Raw genomic sequence first — 18,566 nt, 5'->3', positions numbered from 1 at the left:
GGTTGCCCTGCGGGATATGGCCGAGTCATGACCGCAACCTGGCCGTGCCCGCCCCTCAATCCAGCGCGTCGAGATAGCCCGTCCCGCCGATCCTGCGCACGTTGCGCTCGATCCAGCGCGCGCGTCGCTGTACGTACGGACCCGGCCGCGACGCGCTGTAGCGCTTCGGACTGGGCAGCACCGCAGCCAGCGTGGCGCTCTGCCCCGACGACAGCCGCGCGGCATCCTTGCGCCAGAAACTGCGTGCCGCGGCCTGCGCGCCATAGATGCCATCGTCGAACTCGGCGACGTTGGCGTACACCTCAAGGATCCTCGATTTCGGCCAGAGCGCCTCGATCAGCAGCGTGTACCAGGCCTCAATGCCCTTGCGCACCCAGCGCGACGCCGTGCCCTGGCCGCTCCACAGGAACAGGTTCTTTGCCAACTGCTGGCTGATCGTGCTGGCGCCGCGCACCTTGCGACCGCGCGCATTGCTTGCGTGGGCCTGCTCGATCGCGGCGAAGTCGAAACCGTTGTGGCGGGCGAAGTTCTGGTCCTCCGCCGCGACCAGCGACACCGGCAAGCTGGCGGCCATTTCATCGAGGTCGCGCCACTCGTAGGCGATGTGGAACGTCCAGTCGCCAGAGCGCCAGGCCTGCACCTGGCGCGCGGCCATGAACGCGGTGAACGGCGGGTCCACGAAGCGCAGCGCCAGCACCTGCAGCACGCTCAGCACGAGCAGCAGCAGCGGCAGCTTCCACAGCCAGCGCAACCAGCGGCGGCGTCGGGGTTCGGCATTCATGGAGGGGTTTTCCGCGCCCGGACAGCGGCCGGGGCCAACCCGCGCAATGGTAACCTTGAACATTCCACGATCGCATGGCTCCGCCCTTGGACGCGCCCGCGCAAACACGCATCAACCAACTGGTCGCGCAGGCCGAACAACTTTCGCAGCGCGGCCAACAGGATGCCGCCCTGTCGTGCTGGCGGCAGGTCCTCGCATTGCAGCCCGGCCACGCGGCGGCATCGAACCAGTTGGGCGCGCACGCCTTGGCGCAAGGCGACCTGGTGGCGGCCAGGCAGCTGCTGGACGATGCCATCGCGGCCGAGCCGGGGCTTGCGATCGCGCACGCCAACCTGTCGCGCGTGCATTCGGCACAGGGCAACGCCACCGCGGCGCTGGAGCAGATCGACTTGGCCATCCGCGCCGACCCCCTGGCCTGGGGCGCGCACATGGAGCGGGCCCGACTGCTGCAGGCGGCCGGGCGCCCGCGCGAAGCGGCGATGTCATGGAGCAACGCTCTTGGCTACATGCCCGAACCGGTGACGCGCGCGCCGCACATGCAGGCCTGGATCGAGCAGGCGCGCGCGGCGATCCGCGAGAACCAGGAGCAGCTGCACGCGCACCTGCGCGAACGCATGGAGGCGCTCCTGGGCAATAGCGAACGGCGCGAACTCCAGCGCTTCGAGCACTGCCTGGACATCGTCACCGGCCGGCGCCCGTTCGTCACCGCGCGGCCGCTGATGCTGCCGTTCCCCCGGCTGCCGGCGATCCCGTTCTTCGAACGCGAGGATTATCCGTGGGTCGCGGAGGTGGAGGCGGCGTTCCCGGCGATGCTCGAGGAACTGCAGGGCGTGCTCGCCAGCCACCAGGCGTTCGAACCGTACGTGAAGACCACGCCGGGCGAACCGCCGGCGCAGTTCGCCGCGCTCGACAACAACCTCGACTGGGGTGCGTACTTCCTGTGGAAGGACGGCGCGCGAATCGACGCGCACGCCGACCTGTGCCCGCGCACCGAGGCGGCGCTCGCGCACGCGCCGCAGAACACCGTGCCGGGCCGGGCACCGGTGGCGTTCTTCTCGGCGCTGAAGCCCGGCGTCCACATCCCGCCGCACAACGGCGCGACCAACACGCGCCTGACGGTGCACATGCCGCTGATCATCCCGCCGGACTGCGCGCTGCGCGTGGGCGACGAAACCCGCACCTGGGAGCCGGGCAAGCTGCTGATGTTCGACGACACGATCCGGCACGAGGCCTGGAACTTCAGCGACCGGCTTCGGGTGGTGCTGATTTTCGACGTCTGGCACCCGATGCTGACCGAACTGGAACGCGAGCTGGTGTCGCAGACCGTGCAGGGAATGCTGTCCTATTACGGCACCGGCGCCGACCTCGGCGAGCTTTGACGAATGACCCACGACAGCGACCGCCTGACCCGTTTCCTGCTCGATCGCGCCGGCGTACGCGGCGTGCGCGTGCACCTGCGCGACAGCTGGGCCCAGATCCGCGCCCGCGGCGACTATCCGCTGGCGGTGGCGGAACTGCTGGGCGAGGCCACGGCGGCGGCAGCGTTGTTTACCGGCCACGCCAAGATCGACGGTCGCCTGTCGGTGCAGCTGCGCGGCCAAGGGCGGCTGCGCACGCTGTTCGCGGAGTGCACGGCCGCTGGCACCTTGCGCGGCATCGCCCAGCTGGCCGAAGGCGACGACTCTCCCGTGTCCCGTGACCTGCGCGAACTCGGTCCCGGCGCGATGCTGGCGATCACCATCGAAAGCCGTGGCGCGCCCGGGCGCGAGCCCATGCGCTACCAGGGTGTCGTGGCGCTGGAATCCGACTCGCTGGCCGCCGCCTTCGAGCAGTATTTCCGGCAGTCCGAACAGCTGCCGACCCGCCTGCTGCTGGCGGCTGACGAGCACCAGGCCGCGGGCCTGATGCTGCAGAAGCTGCCCGGAGACGAAGGCGACGAGGACGGCTGGAATCGCGCCAGCGTGCTGTTCGACACCCTCCAGCCCGGCGAGCTGCTGGAGTGGCCGGCCGACACCCTGCTGGCGCGTTTGTTCCAGGAGGACGCGCCACGCCTGCTGGGCGACCGGCCACTGCGTTTCGCCTGCTCCTGCTCGCGCGAACGGGTGGCGGCGATGCTGGAGTCGCTGGGACCCGAAGAAGCCCGGGCCGCAGTCATCGACGGCGCCGCCCGCATCCGTTGCGAGTTCTGCGGCCAGGATTACCAGTTCAGCGGCGACGAGGTCGAAGCCCTGTTCCACCGGCCCGACGATGGGATCCGGACGCCCGGCACGCTTCAATGAACGGGACAGTCCCGGGGGATTGTTAAAGAAACATAAACCGGCTAGAGTCAAGAGCCCCGCCAAGGCGGGAACTTCGATCAGGGAAAAGGGTCGATTCCAAGCTCATGCGCCTGCGCCTCGTCCAACTGTCGTTCGTCCTGCTGCTCGCCCTTGGCGCGGCACCGGGCGCGTTCGCACAGTCGAAGGCGAACGATGCCAATAGGGCGATCCTGCCGGTCATCTACAGTGATTCGGACAACGGCAACAAGGTCGGCGCCTACCTGCTGCTGGAGCCCACCGACAACCCGCGCACCGGTGCGCGCTGGCGCTTCGGCGGCAAGAACGAGCTCGACGCCGCATTCGGGCTGGAGGCCGGCGATTCGCTGGCCCTGCTGTGCAGCGGCAAGAGCGGCCTGGGCGGCGCGCTGTCGAGCCTGGTCAACAACTGCCAGCTCGGCTCCATCAGCGACGATGGCGACGACGACAGCCACCACGCCAGCGCCACCGCCGCGCTGAGCCGGCCCGGTGGCAGTGTCGGCCTCACCGCCGGCAAGGGCAAGGCGAAGCTTCCCGCGTGGCTGACGCCGAACACTGCCCGGGCCAGCAACATCAACATCAACGACCTCACCGTGTTCGCGCAGAAGAACATCGGCCGCGAGGGCACGGTGTCGATCGCGGGCACCATGGCCAAGGCGCAGCTGATTCCCAGCGGCGACATCCCGGCGGGACTTGCCGACAACTGGGACAGCAAGACCCTGTCGATCGGCGGCGCCTACGGCGCGTTCGGCGCCAGCATCATCGGCCAGGTCGTCAGCACCCCCGGACAAGAGCAGTGGGAAGGTCTCGGCATCGGCCTGACGTGGCGCACGCCCTGGAGCGGACAACTCACGATCGGCGCCGACAACCTGGTGACCCGCGGCAAGAACCCGTTTTCCCCGAGCTCCGACGCCAAGCAGGACGAGGGCGCAATCCCCTACGTCCGCTACGAGCAGGATCTCTGATCGCGAGCGGGATGCTCCGCCCGAAGCGCGCAGCTTCTTTTCCCACGCACGGCGACATCGCAAGATAGGCATCCCGACTGCGGGCGGCTACCCTTCCCGGGATGACAGCACCGCACGCCTCCCTGCCCGTCCACGAAGCAGCAAACGCCTTGGAACTTGGCCGCCAGCAGGCTGCCCGGGGTGATTTCCAGGGCGCGAGGCGGAGCTTCGAATTCGCGACACGATGCGCTCCGGCGTCGTTCGATGCCTGGTTCCTGCTCGGCATTACCTATATGCGCGACGAGCGCCGGCTCGAGGCCCTGCCCGCCCTGCGCCAGGCCCACCGGCTGCAGCCAGACCAGCTGGACGCAATGCGTGCGCTGGCCGACGCCGAATTCCACGCAGGCCTGCCGGGGGACGCCCTGCCGCTGTGGCAATCGGTGGTCGCAGCGCGGCCGGCCGACGTCGACGCGCGCCTGAAGCTGGGCGAGACGCTCAATCGCCTGGGACTGCTCGACCGGGAGATCGCCAACTACCAGGACGCATTGGGATCGCTGCCGGAGTCGGCCGACATCTGGATGGCGCTTGCCCAAGCCCGCGAGGACGGCGGCGACCGCACGGGTGCGGCCGAGGCCTACGGGCAGGCAATGCGTTTCCGGCCCGGCTGGATCACGCCCCTGGGCGGGCTACTGTCGCTGCAGCGCAAAGACCCGCCCGCCGAGTTGGTCGAGCAGGCCCTGGCCCTGCAGGCGCGAGCGGATCTCGCCGACCGCGACCGCGCGCTGCTCGGCTACGCACTGGGCAAAATCCAGGACAGCCGCAGCCTGCACGCGGCGGCCATGGCGAGCTGGCACGACGCCAACGCCGCCAGGCGGCGGACGAGCGGCGAGTACGACCGGTCGCAGGCGCAGACCAGCATCCAGCGGCTGATGCATGTTTTCGACGCCGCATTCTTTGCGCGCGAGGCGGCTGCCATCGGCCACCTCGATGAACGACCGGTCTTCGTGGTCGGGATGCCGCGCAGCGGCACCACGCTCACCGAACAAATCGTCGCAATGCACTCGCAGGCGCACGGCTGCGGCGAATTGCCCGACATTCCGCTGCTCGTCAAGTCGATGGGCAATCGCTGGCCGGATAACGCGGCCGAACTCGGGCGCGAATACCTCGAGCAGGAAAGCGCCCGCTACCTCGCCGCTGCATCCAGGCATGCCCCGGCCAACGCGCTGCGGCTGGTCGACAAGTCGCCGCTGAACTACTTCAACCTCGGCCTGATCGCGCTGATGTTTCCGCGCGCCCGCGTCGTCTGGTGCAGGCGCGACCCGCGCGACATCGCACTGTCGATCTACAGCGAGAACTTCTCGCTCGACGCGCGGTTTGCCACGGATCTCGACGCCATCGCCCACTCCATTGCCTTGCAGACGCGACTGATGCGCCATTGGCAGTCCACGCTGCCGCTGCCGATCCACGAGCTGCAATACGAGGCCCTGGTCGAATCCCCGGAACCCCAGGCCAAGGCGCTGATCGCCTTCCTTGGCCTGCCCTGGGAAAGCGCTTGCCTGGAGTTCCACCGAAGCAACCGCCCCGTGCAGACACCGAGCCGCTGGCAGGTGCGCGAGCCGATCCATGCACGCTCCGCCGGCCGCTGGCGTCCCTATGCCGGCGAACTGCCGGACTTCGATCCGGAATCGTTTCCCGGCCCCGGAGCGGATCGCAGCGACTGATTGGCGGCCGACTGCACGGGAGATCGACGAGGGCAGCCTCCACTCCAAACACGTCGGGAAATTGCGGGGCAGCGACCGACATTCTTCGTCGGGCTGGAAATGAAGGCATTCCGCTGCAGGCCTGCCGGCAGCGAACCATGCAACCCTCTCGGCGACTGCCTTCCTCTCTGTCTGACGAGAAAGGGAATTGAGCGCATGCGCTCGGCGCTCCATACGGCTGCGTACTGAACGCCAACCGCCGTCCGCACGCCAATTTTCCTGTTTGTTAACGACACTTTAATTTTCCAGCGCGCGGGGCTACTATCGGCGACGGCCTTGCCGGCATTGGTGTCTTTCTTGACATCACCGGGGAGGTTCCCATGGGTTTTCCCGAGCACTCTACGTTTGGAGAGAGAGATGACGTTCAAGACCACCAAGCTCCGCGACGCGATCACCTTCGCGCTCGTTGCGGGCGCCACCGGTTTCGCCGGCACCGGTGTTGCGTTCGCGCAGGACCAGGACCAGAGCAGCACCACCGCTGCTTCCGACACCACCACCCTCGACCGCATCGAGGTCACCGGTTCGCGCCTGAAGCGCTCCGAGATCGAAGGCGCCATGCCGGTCACGGTCATCGACCGCGCCCAGATCGACGCCAGCGGCGAAGTGTCCGTTGCCGACTACCTGCGCACCACCAACTTCAACTCGGTCGGCCAGTTCCGCCCGCAGTCGGGCAGCTCGGCCCAGGCCGGCGCGTTCGCCGACCTGCGCGGCCTCGGCGGCCAGCGCACCCTGGTCCTGATCGACGGCCACCGCGCGCCGAAGGCGCCGTTCTCCGCCGGCTCGGGTACCGACCTCAACGCCATCCCGCTGGCGGCTGTCGAGCGCATCGAAGTGCTGACTGACGGCGCCTCGGCGGTGTACGGCGCCGACGCGGTCGGCGGCGTGATCAACCTGATCCTGCGCAAGGACTACAACGGCGCCCAGGTCACCGTCGGCCATTCGAGCCCGAAGTGGGGCCCGACCGACGAAGCCTCGATCCTGTTCGGCGTCAGCGGCGACCGCGGCCACATCGTCGGTGGCTTCTCGCACAACCGCCGCGCCATGATCTACACCAACAGCCGTCCGTGGGGCGGCACACCTGGCGCCAGCACCTACGGCAACAACTACGTTTCGGTGGACGCCGACGGCAATCTTGTCAACTCCAACTACGTCAACGGAATCGACACCTACAACCCGGTGCCGGGTGGCTGCACCAACGAGAACTTCTACATCCTGCCGGCGAACGGCCGCTGCGTGTACGACTTCAACGCCGTCGCCGCCGACGAAGCCAGCTACGGTAACAAGGCGTTCTTCCTCAACGGCGAAGTGCAGATCAACGACGACTGGTCGACCTACTTCAGCACCAACGTCACCAACGCCACCAGCTTCGGCCGCTACGCGCCGACGCCGGGCGTCGTGGCGATCGCTCCGAACACCGTGCAGAACGTTGGTCCGGCCGATTCCACGATGTATCTCTACCACCGCTTCGCCGCTGCGGGTAATCGCGACAACGAAACCGACGCAAATGTCTACGACATCATGCTCGGCTTCCGCGGCGCGGTGAACGACAGCGTCGACGTCGATGCAGGCGTGCGCTACAACACTTACCGCTACAACGAGTTCGGTCGCAACTACATCGTCGGCTCGCTGGCCGAACAGGCGATCAACGATGGCAGCTACAACATCTTTGATCCGGGCTCCACCCCGATCGATGTGCTGAATTCGATCAAGGCGACCATCACGCGCAACAGCGTGTTCACCACCAAGGAAGCGTTCGGTAGCGTCACGTTCAACGACGTGTTCGAAATGGGTGGCGGCAGCGCCGGCCTGGTCGTCGGCGGCGAGTTCCGCAAGGAAGACTATGCCGACATCTACGACTCGCTCTCGTCGGCGGGCGTGGTCCTCGGCAGCTCCGGCGCTTCGTCCGGCGGTGGTCGCGAGGTCAGCTCGGTCTACGCTGAAATGCTGCTTCCGTTCACCTCCACCCTCGAAGCCGATATCGCTGGCCGCTACGAGAAGTACTCGGACTACGGCAGCAACTTCGCCCCGAAGGTCGCGCTGCGCTGGCATCCGATCGACAGCTTGACCCTGCGTGGTTCGGTGGGCCGGGGCTTCGTCGCCCCGACCCTGGACGTCATCACCCAGGAAACGGCGTTCTCCGCCGATCCCGTGGTCGATCCGGCCACCTGCGCGTTCTACGGCCAACCCGATGTCAATCTGTGCGACCGCGCCGGTGGCAACCAGGTCGATGCCTATCGCGAGAAGGCGGAAGGCCTTGGCGCGGAAGAGTCGAGCCAGTACTCGCTGGGTCTGGTGTGGGACGCCACCGATTGGCTGAACTTCACGGTCGATTACTGGAACATCAAGATCGAGGATCGCATTGCCTACTTCAGCTCGCAGAAGCTGATCGACATCGACAACGGCGATGACCCGACTCCGGCGCCCGGCGCGCCTTGCTCGCTGACCCGCGATCCGAGGCGCGGCAATGCGGTAGTCGAGATCCACAACTGCTACTTCAACCAGGGCATCGTGAAGACCGACGGCGTCGACTTCGCCGCCCGTACCAACTTCGATCTGGGTGATGCCGGCAAGCTGACGAATGTGTTGCAGGCCAGCTGGCAGAACAAGTACACGATCGACGGTGGCGTTGACCAAGTTGGGCTGCAGGGCTTCCCGTCCACCCGTGCAACGCTGAATAACCAGTGGAGCCGTGGTGATTGGGGCGTGGGCTATGTGGCCCGCTACATTGGCTCCAACGGCACGGGATCCAGCAGCACCGACAGCTATCTCACGCATGACCTCCAGGCCAGCGTGGAACTGCCGTGGAACGCGAAGTTCACCGTTGGCGTGAACAACGTGACCGACAAGCTGCCGCAGCTGATCGGTTATGACGGTCGTCCGTTCAACTTCTACCTGTACGATGCCTACGGCCGCACTCCGTATGCGCGTTACGAACAGCGCTTCTGATCAGTTCGCTAACTTTGCAAATGATGGGAGGGGCCTTCGGGCCCCTCTTTTTTTGTCCGGATTCCCTGCCCGCTATACTCTGTCGATGCTGGATTTCGCCCCCTCCCACGAGCATCGCCGGACCGCTTGGTCGCGCTACTGGAAGCAGGACGTCCTGCATTCCCTGCCCGGTTCGTTCCAGGGCAACTACGCCGGCGAGATCGGCCGGTTCTGGCAGCGACAGCTGGTATCGCTGGACGCGTCGCATCGCGTGCTCGACATCGCCACCGGCAACGGCGCCATCCCGCAACTGGTTTGCCACGCGTGTGCGAATGACATGCCGCGCGTCGACGCGATCGACCTTGCCGAAGTGATGCCCGACTGGGTGGGCTCACAGCCAGCGCAATGCCGCGCGGCACTGCATTTCCACGCCGGCGTGTCTGCCGAGGCGCTTCCGTTCGCCGACGCGTCGTTCGACTTCGCCACCAGCCAGTACGGCATCGAGTACTGCGATGCCGCGCGCGCGATATCCGAAATCGTGCGGGTGCTCAAACCGGAAGGCCGCGTTGCGCTGTTGCTCCACCATCGCGGATCCCGACTGGCCGAAGTGGCGCGCGAAGAACTGCGCCTGACCGACTGGTTGCTGCGCGACCAGGGCTTCCTTGACCAGCTCGTCGCGATCGTTCCCTGGGTGGCGCAGGCTGCTTCGGCGGAGGGCCGCGAGCGGCTGCGCGCCGACGCCGCGGCCAATCGCGCCCGCGACGACTTCAACCACGCGATGCAGGCATTGGCCAGCGAAGCCGCCGCGAGTCCGTTCCCCGACCTGCTGGAGGAAGCCCGCGCGTTTTCCGCGCAGGCGCTGGGCGCGCTGCGGAGCGCCCCCCCGGCGGACGTCCTGTCGCATTGCCGCGCCCATCGCGAGGCGCTGTGCGACGCCAGGCTGCGCTATGCGGAGCTGTGCGAGCGCGCGTTGGACGAAGACATGATGGACGCATTCGCCGGGCGCTTGGCCACGCATGGCCTGGTCGATATCGTCCACGCGCCCATCAGCCACGAGAACGGCCTGCTCATGGGCTGGACGCTGACTGCGCGGGCTGCAAGCGCGTCGGCAGCGTAGCGTCGACCACCCACGCACGCCTTGGGTTTGGCGAGCCTCGCCCTGGCTTCGGCTTCGAGCCATTGGTGAATCGACCTTAGCCGCGCCCCCCCCCTGAAATGGAATGCTCAGCAACGACTGCCGGGCACGCCGCGCACGTGCACGCGCGCACTCAAGGGGAGTTCGCCACGGGACCCCGAAGCACGGAAGCGCCGACCAAGAAACCACCTTTGTTCATCATCCGCCGAGGCGAGGCCTTCAACAGACGGGCCGCTGGCCACCCGGTGACCTGGCTTCATTGGGCAACGTCAACGTCCCCGCTTTCGCGAGGACGACGAGGCGTGTACGTTGCCTTCAGTCCCGCAATGCCGCTGCAATGCGCTGCTGCTCGGCATGCAGCGCATCGGGCATGCGTGCGCCGAAGCCACCGAGGAATTCGCCGATCCCGTCGAACTCCCCCCGCCAGCCTTCGCGGTGGAAGCCGAACAGCTCCTCCACCGCTTCCTCGGAAAGCGACACACCTTCGAGATCGAGGTCCTCCGGCCGCGGCAGCGCGCCGATCGGCGTGTCGACCGCGCCGGCTTCGCCGCTTACGCGCCCGATCATCCATTCCAGCACGCGCAGGTTGTCGCCGAAGCCCGGCCACAGGAACTGGCCGTCGTCGCCCTTGCGGAACCAGTTGACGTGGAACACCTTCGGCAGCTTCGCGCCGGGCTGGTCAAACGAGAGCCAGTGGCTGAAGTAGTCGGCGAAGTTGTAGCCGCAGAACGGCTTCATCGCCATCGGATCGCGGCGCATCACGCCGACCTGCCCGGTCGCCGCGGCGGTGGTTTCCGAGCCCATCGAGGCGCCGACCAGCACGCCGTGGGTCCAGTCGCGCGCCTCGAACACCAGCGGCACCAGTGACGCGCGGCGGCCGCCGAAGACGATCGCCGAAATCGGCACGCCCTGCGGCGCCTCGGCCTGGGGCGAGTACGACGGGCACTGTTTCGCGCTGACCGTGAAGCGCGAGTTCGGATGCGCGGCCGGGCCGTTACCGGGCTGGAAATCCCGGCCCTGCCAGTCCTTGACCGGCACCCGGTCGTCGAGGCCTTCCCACCACGGCTGGTTGTCGTCGGTGACCGCCACGTTGGTGAAGATCGTGTTGCGCTGGATCGAGGCCAGCGCGTTGGGGTTCGACTTGTCCGACGTCCCCGGCGCCACGCCGAAATAGCCCGCCTCCGGGTTGATGGCGTAGAGCCGGCCGTCCTCGCCCGGGCGCATCCAGCAGATGTCGTCGCCCACCGTCCACACCTTCCAGCCCTTCTCGCGATAGGCGTCCGGCGGGATGAGCATCGACAGGTTGGTTTTGCCGCAGGCGCTCGGGAACGCGGCTGCGATGTAATGCGTCTCGCCCTGCGGGTTCTCGATGCCGACGATCAGCATGTGCTCGGCCAGCCAGCCCTCACTGCGGGCCTGGTGCGAGGCGATGCGCAGCGCATGGCACTTCTTGCCCAGCAGTGCGTTGCCACCGTAGCCGGAGCCATAGGACTTGATGCTCAGCTCGGCGGGGAAATGCATGATGTAGCGGCGGTTCGGATCCAGTTCGCCCGTCGAATGCAGGCCGCGCACGAACGTGCCTTCGCGCTCGATCCGGGCGAGCGCGGCCGCGCCCATGCGCGTCATCAGGCGCATGTTGGCGACCACGTACGGCGAGTCGGTGATCTCGACGCCGCAGCGCGAGAGCGCAGAATCGATCGGCCCCATGCAATACGGGATCACGTACATCGTGCGGCCGCGCATGCAGCCTTCGAACAGCGCGTCGATCTTCGCGTGCGCCTCGGCCGGCGCCATCCAGTGGTTGTTGGGGCCGGCATCCTCTTCCCGCTCGTGGCAGACGAAGGTCAGGTGCTCGACGCGCGCCACGTCGTCGGGGTCGGAACGGTGCAGCCAGCTTCCCGGATGGGTCTTGTCGTTGAGCGGCAACAGGGTGCCGTCGGCCTGCATTTGCGCGGTCAGCGCGTCGAACTCGGCGTCGCTGCCGTCGCACCACTGGATCCGTTCGGGCTGGGTGAGCAACGCGACTTCAGCGACCCACTCGTTCAGCGCCTCCAGCGCAGTGGGAGGCGGGGAAGGAAGGGAGTTCGCATTCATCAGTGGGTTTCCTGCCTTGGAAGGGGTGGAATCAGCGTCGCCATCATGTGTTCGACGTAGGCCTCGAACTCCTCGCGCGGCGGGCGTGACTGCTGCAACTGCAGTTGCAGCTGCAGGAATCCGACGTAGGCGGCATAGGCCAGCCGGGCGCGATGCTGGGCGTCGCTGCGGCCAAGGCCGGCTTGGCGGAACGAGGCGGTGAGGTATTCGAGCCGGCGCTGCGAGACGCGCTCCATCACCGGCTGCACGGCCGGATGATCGAGGGCCTTGAGCATCGCGCTGTAGATGACGTGCGACTTGGCTTCGTGCGCGACCAGCTGGAACAGGTTGCGCAGGCGCTCGCGCGGATCCGGGATCGCCTCCAGGGTACCGAACACGGCTTCCTGCTCGAAGCTTTCCCAGCGCTCCAGTGCGGCCTGCAGCAAGGCATCGCGGGACGGGAAATGCCAGTAGAAGCTGCCCTTGGTCACCCCCAGCCGACGCGCCAGCGGTTCGACCGCGACCGCCGCCACGCCCTGCTCGGCGATCAGGTCGAGCGCGGCCTGGGCCCAGTCCTCGGCGCTCAGGCGCCCCTTGCGTTCCGGCTTGTCGGATGCCGGTGCCGATTCGGTCGACGTCATGGCGACAGTGTATCCATACGCCACCCACCGGAACAGTATCGTCGCCCGCGAGCCGATCGCTGCAGCGCAGCACTGCTGGCCATTGCACACTTCCGTACTTATGCGTATGGTGAGCGGATCGCGTGATGGCAACATCGTGCGGGCTACCCTTCCTGTTCAGGCAGCTCACCGGAGTCCAGTGATGAGCATCTTGCTTCCCTTCCTTGCCTTCCTCCTCGCCGGTGCGGTCGCCGCCTACCATCGGTGGCGCCTCGCGTATTGGGCCGCCTTCACCGCGTCCCTGCTGGTTGCGTGCTGGTTCTTCGGCGCCAACCATGCCGCCGTCCTGGTCGCAGCCGCGCTGGTGGCGCTGATCGCGTTGCCGCTGCTGATCCCGGCGATCCGCAAGCCGCTGGTCACCGCGCCACTGCTGAAGTTCTACCGCAAGATCCTGCCGCCGCTCTCGCAGACCGAGCGGATCGCCCTCGAGTCGGGCTCGGTCGGGTTCGAAGGCGAACTGTTCTCCGGCGACCCGGACTGGAACCAGCTGCTGTCGCAGCCGGCGCCGCAGCTCACGGCCGAGGAACAGGCTTTCCTGGACGGCCCGGTCGAGGAGCTGTGCACGCAGATCAACGATTGGGAAATCACCCACGTCCATGCGGACCTGCCGCCGGAGATGTGGGATTTCATCAAGCAGCACAAGTTCTTCGGCATGATCATTCCGAAGCAGTACGGCGGCCTCGGCTTCTCCGCGCTGGCGCATCACAAGGTGATCCAGAAGATCTCCTCGATGTCGAGCGTGGTCAGTTCCACCGTCGGCGTGCCCAATTCGCTCGGCCCCGGCGAACTGCTGGTCCATTACGGCACCCAGGAACAGAAGGACTATTACCTGCCGCGCTTGGCCGACGGACGCGAGGTGCCGTGTTTCGGCCTGACCGGGCCGTTCGCAGGTTCCGATGCCACCTCCATCCCCGACTACGGCATCGTCTGCCAGGGCGAATGGAACGGCGCCAGCGTGCTCGGCATCAAGCTCACCTTCGACAAGCGCTACATCACCCTGGCGCCGGTCGCGACGCTCATCGGCCTCGCCTTCCGCCTGTACGATCCGGACGGCCTGATCGGCGACACCGAGGACATCGGCATCACCATCGCGCTCGTGCCGCGCGACGCCGAGGGCGTGGACATCGGCCGCCGCCATTTCCCGCTCAACTCGCCGTTCCAGAACGGCCCGATCCACGGCAAGGAAGTCTTCATCCCGCTGAGCCAGCTGCTCGGCGGCGAGGATTACGCCGGCAAGGGCTGGCAGATGCTGAACGAGCAGCTTTCGATCGGGCGCTCCATCACCCTGCCGTCGACGGCCAGCGGCGGCGCCAAGATGGGCGCGATCGCGACGGGCGCGTACGCGCGCATCCGCAAGCAGTTCGGCCTGTCGATCGGCCGCTTCGAGGGCGTCGAGGAGGCGCTGGCGCGCATCGCCGGCAAGGCCTACGCGATCAGCGCGCTGTCGCAGGCAACCGCAATGGCGGTGGATCGCGGCGAGACCCCGGCGGTGCCGTCGGCGATCGCCAAGTACCACTGCACCACGATGGCGCGCGAGGTCTCGAGCGACGTCATGGACGTACTCGGCGGCAAGGGCATCATCCTGGGGCCGCGCAACTTCGCCGGCCGCAGCTGGCAGGCCGCGCCGATCGCGATCACGGTCGAGGGTGCCAACATCATGACCCGCAGCCTGCTGATCTTCGGCCAGGGCGCGATCCTGTGCCATCCGTGGGTGCTCAAGGAAATGAAGGCGGCGCAGAACCCCGACGAGCAGGCGGGACTGGAAGAATTCGATCGCAACCTGTTCGGCCACGTTGGGTTCGCGATTTCCAACGCCGTGCGTTCGTTCTGGTTCGGCCTCACGGGCGCCCGGATCGGCACGGCCCCCGGCGACGCCTACACGCGGCGCTACTTCCGCAAGCTCGACCGCTATTCGGCGAACCTGGCGCTGATCGCCGACGCCTCGATGCTGCTGCTGGGCGGCAAGCTCAAGTTCAAGGAATCGCTGTCCGGCCGACTGGGCGATGTCCTGAGCCACCTCTACCTCACCAGCGCCATGCTCAAGCGCTACAAGGACGAAGGCTGCCCGGTCGGCGACCAGCCGCTGCTGGCATGGGCGTTCCACGACTCGGTGCACCGGATCGAGCTCGCACTTTCGGCAGCGCTGCGCAACTACCCGATCCGTCCGGTCGGCTGGCTGCTGTGGGCACTGGTGTTCCCGTGGGGCCGCCGCGCGCAGGCGCCAAGCGATCGCCTCGGCCACCGCGCCGCGGCGCTGCTGATGACGCCGAGCGAGGCACGCGACCGGCTCGCCAATGGCGTGTTCACCACGCCGTGCGAGAACAACCCGGCCGGCCGCATCGATAGCTACCTGGCCAAGGCGATCGCGGCTGAGCCGGTGGAGCGCAAGTTCCTCAAGGCACTGAAGAACAGTGACATCGAGGCGCTGGATTTCGCCTCGCAGTTGGACGAGGGCGTGCGCGAGGGCTGGATCACGGCCAGCGAGCGCGCCCAGCTCGAGGAACTGCGCGTGCTGACGCTCGACGCAATCACGGTCGACGACTTCGATGTCCATGAACTGCGCGCGGCGTCGTACTACGATCTGCCGCAGCACAAGCGCGCTTCGCGCGAGGCTGCGTGACCGGCCAGCGGCATCTTCTCGCGGCGTTGACGGGGCGGTCTCGGGTACAAGCCCCGCGCGACCCTCGCGAGCGCAGGGCGGATGCGGCTCCAGCGCATCCGGATCCAGGATGATCAGGACCGTGCGTTTCGCCCCATCGCCGGGGCGGAACGAACGGCAGGCCTGCGACTGAAGTGCCCGACCGGGCAGGGCCCCGCAGGGACGCGCGCCAACGGTCGGGATTCCCACGGCGCAAACGGATACCACCATGCCTGCATCCGTCCTCGAACTGTATCGCCGCGTCACCCGCTGGCCCGCCGGCCACTGGCTGTTCTCGCGCGCGGTGTGCCTGAAGGCACCTTACTTCGCCAGCATTGCGCCGCGCATCGAGGCGCTGGAGCCCGGCCGTTGCGTGGCCAGCCTGCGCCAACGCCGCAGCGTCACCAACCACATCGGCACCGTGCACGCGATCGCGCTGTGCAACCTGGCCGAACTCAGCGGCGGCCTGGCGATCGACGCCAGCCTGCCGCCATCGATGCGGTGGATCCCCAAGAGCATGACGGTCGAGTACCTGCGCAGGGCGGTCGGCACCATGCGCGCGGTCGCCACGCCGGCGCAACCGGCGATCGAAACGGACGCAGGCTATGAACTTCCGGTGGACGTGGAAATCACCGATCCTGCCGGCGAGGCGGTGTTCCGCGCCTGCATCCGGATGTGGATTTCACCGCGGCGCTGATACGGACCCGACTGCCCTGTCCTGATCTCGGGCTGCGAATGCAGGGCAACGCCCGCGGCCGGCATGGATCACGCACCGCGAAGGATCATTCCGGACGCGGCATCTATGCCAGCCAAAGCGCCGCCATCGCGGCCACCGCCGGCACGGCCTGGACGTGGAGGATGCGCCGGCTAACGGTGGCCGCACCATACAGGCCGGCAACCACCACGCAGCCGAGGAAGAACAGCGCGACGTCCCGCTGTGAAGTCGCGGCCGCCCACAACAGCCCGACCGCCAGGAAGCCGTTGTACAGCCCCTGGTTGGCCGCCAGCACGCGCGTGATCTCCGCCTTTTCCGGCGTGTTGCGGAACACCTTCATCCCGACGGGTCGCGTCCACAGGAACATCTCGAGCACCAGGAAGAACAGGTGCAACAGTGCGACCAGCACGATGAGGACAACGGCGACGATCGGCATGTTCCAGCTCCCGGGTTGTCAGCGGTGATGGCTGGTCTTCGCGATGGCAGACCGGCCGGCTTTCGTTGGCCGGCGGACGCCCCGGTTCAGAGCTCCACACCTTCCGCGGTGCCATTGCGTGTCCTGGCATCGTAGCGCCGATCCCGCATTTCGTACTTGAGCATGGTCTTGCGCAGCACGCGGCTGGCCATGCTCCTGGCCGAGCTGCAGTCCGGCTGTGGACCGATCGCGACGATGCGGACGCGCACCTCCTCTGCCGCCGCGCGCGCATTCGCGCGGTGCGTCGCCTCATGCCGTTCCAGCGCCGCCAGCGTCCGCTTCCATCGCGCATACTGCCAATCCGGCACAGCCTCCCCGGGCGCCCATTCCGGCAGCGTCACCACGATGTCGAGCCGCACCTCGAGGTGGCGCAGTCGGCATCCTGCAGCGCTGCCGTCGACTTCGTATGCGATCGCGATGTCGCTGCGGGTGCGCGCGTGCGTTCCCGCCTTGCCTCGCGGCAAGTGCAAGTCGTGGTGGAACTGCGAACGCAGGCCGTCGATCGACGTAGCGTCCAGCGTGTAACGCGTGATTGCTTCCGTGATCCGAACCGACGATACGTGCCTTGCCGGCCCCGACTGCGTCGCCCAGGCCACGCCGGAGAACCACGCTGGCAGCACGAGCGCGATCCATGCGACCAGACGCAGGCAACATGCCGGCGCATTCGCCTGTCCACGTGCCGTCATCGCTGCTCCGGAACGCAATCCGCGCGCCGGGCCAGCGGAGGACGTCGATCAGGCAACGCTGCCATCGGTCGCCCGAACTCCGCCGATTTCCACGCGCCTGGCCAAGCGCCAGCCGATGGTGGCCGCCGCAACCGCCGCCACCGCGCTCAGGCTGGCGAATCCGCCCGTCGCAACGCCCAGGGTGCGCAGGCCATTCATGCCAGAGGCGATGGCCACGTCGCCGAAGCGCCATACCGCAGTGTCGACCGCGTTCTGTCCCTTGTAACGCACGCTGCGCGGCACGCGCGAATACAGGCTGTGGCGCGCCGGTTCCGCCATGCCATAGGCCAGGCCCCGGCTGACGATCAGCGCGATCGCCACCGCCGGCATGCCGGCCAGCAACGGCGCGTGCGGATCCGGCGAGAACACCACCACCATCAGCACCGCGATGCTGGCCAGCGCCCAGACCAGGATCACCAGGGCCGGCCCCTTGCGCGGCAACAGCCAGCGGGTGACCAGCAGCTGCGTGGCCATCGTCAGCAGGTTGCCCGCGAGATCCACGTTGGCGGCGAAGCGCGTGCGCGCGACCGCATCGACGAAGGTCGCGCCGGAATAATCCGTCACCAGCGCATAGTTGACCGTGCCGATGCCGTCGGCGAGCAGCAACAGGATCGCCATGCCGCGCATGAACGGGTCGGAGAAGATCTGCTTCAGTCCGTCCCACATGCTGCCACCGACCGCATCCTCGTGGCCGGCCTCATGCCGGCGGGCGCCATGCACGCGCGCCCATTGCCCGAGCAGCACCACGCACACCAGCGCCACGCCGAGGAGCGTTGCGGAAACAACAAGCAGCGGCGCGACCCCGATTACCCCGACCAGCGTGCGCGTCAGCGCCGGCCCGGCCACCGCGCCGAGCGTGCCGGCCACCGCGATGATCGGAAACAGCCGCCGCGCCTGTTCGGCATCCCAGATGTCGGACATGAAGCTCCAGAACACGGACACCACGAACAGGTTGAAGACGCTCACCCAGACGAAGAACACGATTCCCAGCGTGCGCGGACTCAGCAGCTCCTGCCGGCCGAACAGGGGCACGAACGCCAGCAGGCACGCGATGAAGAAGACATAGACAACCGGCATCACGATGCGCCTGGGCCAGCGCGAAACCAGTGCGGCGAACACCGGGCTCAGCGCCAGGCTGACGACGAAGGTGGCGCCGTAGAACCAGGGCAGCTGGCTGGATCCCACCGCGGCCGAGAGTTGCTCGCGCACGGGCCGGATCACGTAGTACGCCGCCAGTATCGAGAAGAAATAGACGAACGACAGCAACACCGCGCGCCATTCGCCGCCCTGCACCCTGCCGCTTGCCTTGCTCATCCGGGTTCCGTCGCGCCGGCAGGCGCCGGTTGCGCGCACGTTAGCCGATGACCACGCCCGCGCGCCACCGCGCGCAGAGCATATGCTCTAGCGGCGCTGCCTAACTT

General features: G+C 67.4%; 14 protein-coding genes. 8 read left to right on the top strand and 6 right to left on the bottom strand.

Going from position 1 to position 18,566, the window contains the following annotated elements:
- Positions 1-55 precede the first annotated feature (55 nt).
- A complete protein-coding gene (gene mtgA, locus ACFOM9_RS01535) occupies positions 56-781 on the bottom strand; it encodes a monofunctional biosynthetic peptidoglycan transglycosylase (RefSeq protein ID WP_386705500.1) in 726 nt (241 codons plus the stop codon).
- A gap of 74 nt (positions 782-855) precedes the next feature.
- On the opposite strand from mtgA, the gene ACFOM9_RS01530 reads away from it, so the two are divergent.
- The 6 genes from ACFOM9_RS01530 (at position 856) to ACFOM9_RS01505 (ending at position 9,821) form a co-directional block, all read left to right on the top strand.
- Positions 856-2,160: an aspartyl/asparaginyl beta-hydroxylase domain-containing protein gene (locus ACFOM9_RS01530; protein WP_386705498.1), complete on the top strand. Its 1,305-nt coding sequence runs from the start codon at positions 856-858 to the stop codon at positions 2,158-2,160.
- Between the two features lie 3 nt (positions 2,161-2,163).
- A complete protein-coding gene (hslO, locus tag ACFOM9_RS01525) occupies positions 2,164-3,060 on the top strand; it encodes an Hsp33 family molecular chaperone HslO (protein ID WP_386705496.1) in 897 nt (298 codons plus the stop codon).
- A gap of 140 nt (positions 3,061-3,200) precedes the next feature.
- Positions 3,201-4,040: an XOO1806 family protein gene (locus ACFOM9_RS01520; protein WP_386707229.1), complete on the top strand. Its 840-nt coding sequence runs from the start codon at positions 3,201-3,203 to the stop codon at positions 4,038-4,040.
- A 101-nt stretch (positions 4,041-4,141) separates the two neighbouring features.
- Complete coding sequence (locus ACFOM9_RS01515; protein ID WP_386705493.1) at positions 4,142-5,740, top strand: tetratricopeptide repeat-containing sulfotransferase family protein; 1,599 nt, start codon at positions 4,142-4,144, stop codon at positions 5,738-5,740.
- Between the two features lie 396 nt (positions 5,741-6,136).
- Positions 6,137-8,725 carry a TonB-dependent receptor gene (locus ACFOM9_RS01510; protein WP_386705491.1) on the top strand — a complete coding sequence of 863 codons (2,589 nt, stop codon included), beginning with the start codon at positions 6,137-6,139 and terminating at the stop codon, positions 8,723-8,725.
- Between the two features lie 85 nt (positions 8,726-8,810).
- A complete protein-coding gene (locus tag ACFOM9_RS01505; protein WP_386705489.1) occupies positions 8,811-9,821 on the top strand; it encodes a class I SAM-dependent methyltransferase in 1,011 nt (336 codons plus the stop codon).
- A 333-nt stretch (positions 9,822-10,154) separates the two neighbouring features.
- On the opposite strand, the gene ACFOM9_RS01500 is transcribed toward ACFOM9_RS01505, so the two are convergent.
- Both ACFOM9_RS01500 and ACFOM9_RS01495 read right to left on the bottom strand, forming a co-directional pair.
- Positions 10,155-11,933, bottom strand: a complete 1,779-nt coding sequence (locus ACFOM9_RS01500) for a phosphoenolpyruvate carboxykinase (GTP) (protein WP_386705487.1) — start codon at positions 11,931-11,933, stop codon at positions 10,155-10,157.
- On the bottom strand, positions 11,933-12,553 hold the full coding sequence (locus tag ACFOM9_RS01495) for a TetR/AcrR family transcriptional regulator (protein ID WP_386705485.1): 621 nt from the start codon (positions 12,551-12,553) through the stop codon (positions 11,933-11,935). Before ACFOM9_RS01495 ends, ACFOM9_RS01500 begins: the two co-directional genes overlap by 1 nt.
- Positions 12,554-12,734: 181 nt before the next feature.
- On the opposite strand from ACFOM9_RS01495, the gene ACFOM9_RS01490 reads away from it, so the two are divergent.
- Positions 12,735-15,212 (top strand): acyl-CoA dehydrogenase, encoded by a 2,478-nt coding sequence (locus ACFOM9_RS01490; RefSeq protein ID WP_386705483.1) that lies wholly within the window; start codon positions 12,735-12,737, stop codon positions 15,210-15,212.
- 247 nt (positions 15,213-15,459) lie between these two features.
- Positions 15,460-15,927, top strand: coding sequence for a hotdog fold domain-containing protein (locus tag ACFOM9_RS01485; RefSeq protein ID WP_386705480.1), 468 nt, complete (start codon positions 15,460-15,462; stop codon positions 15,925-15,927).
- A gap of 103 nt (positions 15,928-16,030) precedes the next feature.
- On the opposite strand, the gene ACFOM9_RS01480 is transcribed toward ACFOM9_RS01485, so the two are convergent.
- The 3 genes from ACFOM9_RS01480 to ACFOM9_RS01470 all read right to left on the bottom strand — a co-directional run bounded on the left by ACFOM9_RS01480 (position 16,031) and on the right by ACFOM9_RS01470 (position 18,459).
- Positions 16,031-16,381, bottom strand: a complete 351-nt coding sequence (locus tag ACFOM9_RS01480) for a DUF1304 domain-containing protein (protein ID WP_386705477.1) — start codon at positions 16,379-16,381, stop codon at positions 16,031-16,033.
- Positions 16,382-16,467: 86 nt separating this feature from the next.
- Positions 16,468-17,106 (bottom strand): DUF922 domain-containing protein, encoded by a 639-nt coding sequence (locus ACFOM9_RS01475; protein ID WP_386705474.1) that lies wholly within the window; start codon positions 17,104-17,106, stop codon positions 16,468-16,470.
- A gap of 48 nt (positions 17,107-17,154) precedes the next feature.
- Complete coding sequence (locus ACFOM9_RS01470; RefSeq protein ID WP_386705471.1) at positions 17,155-18,459, bottom strand: NTP/NDP exchange transporter; 1,305 nt, start codon at positions 18,457-18,459, stop codon at positions 17,155-17,157.
- Positions 18,460-18,566 lie beyond the last annotated feature (107 nt).

The organism is Luteimonas notoginsengisoli (genome assembly GCF_042648885.1).
In the GTDB taxonomy this organism is placed as follows: domain Bacteria; phylum Pseudomonadota; class Gammaproteobacteria; order Xanthomonadales; family Xanthomonadaceae; genus Luteimonas; species Luteimonas notoginsengisoli.
The sequence above is the reverse complement of the archived record's forward strand: the minus strand, read 5'-3'. Positions and strand labels throughout refer to the sequence as shown.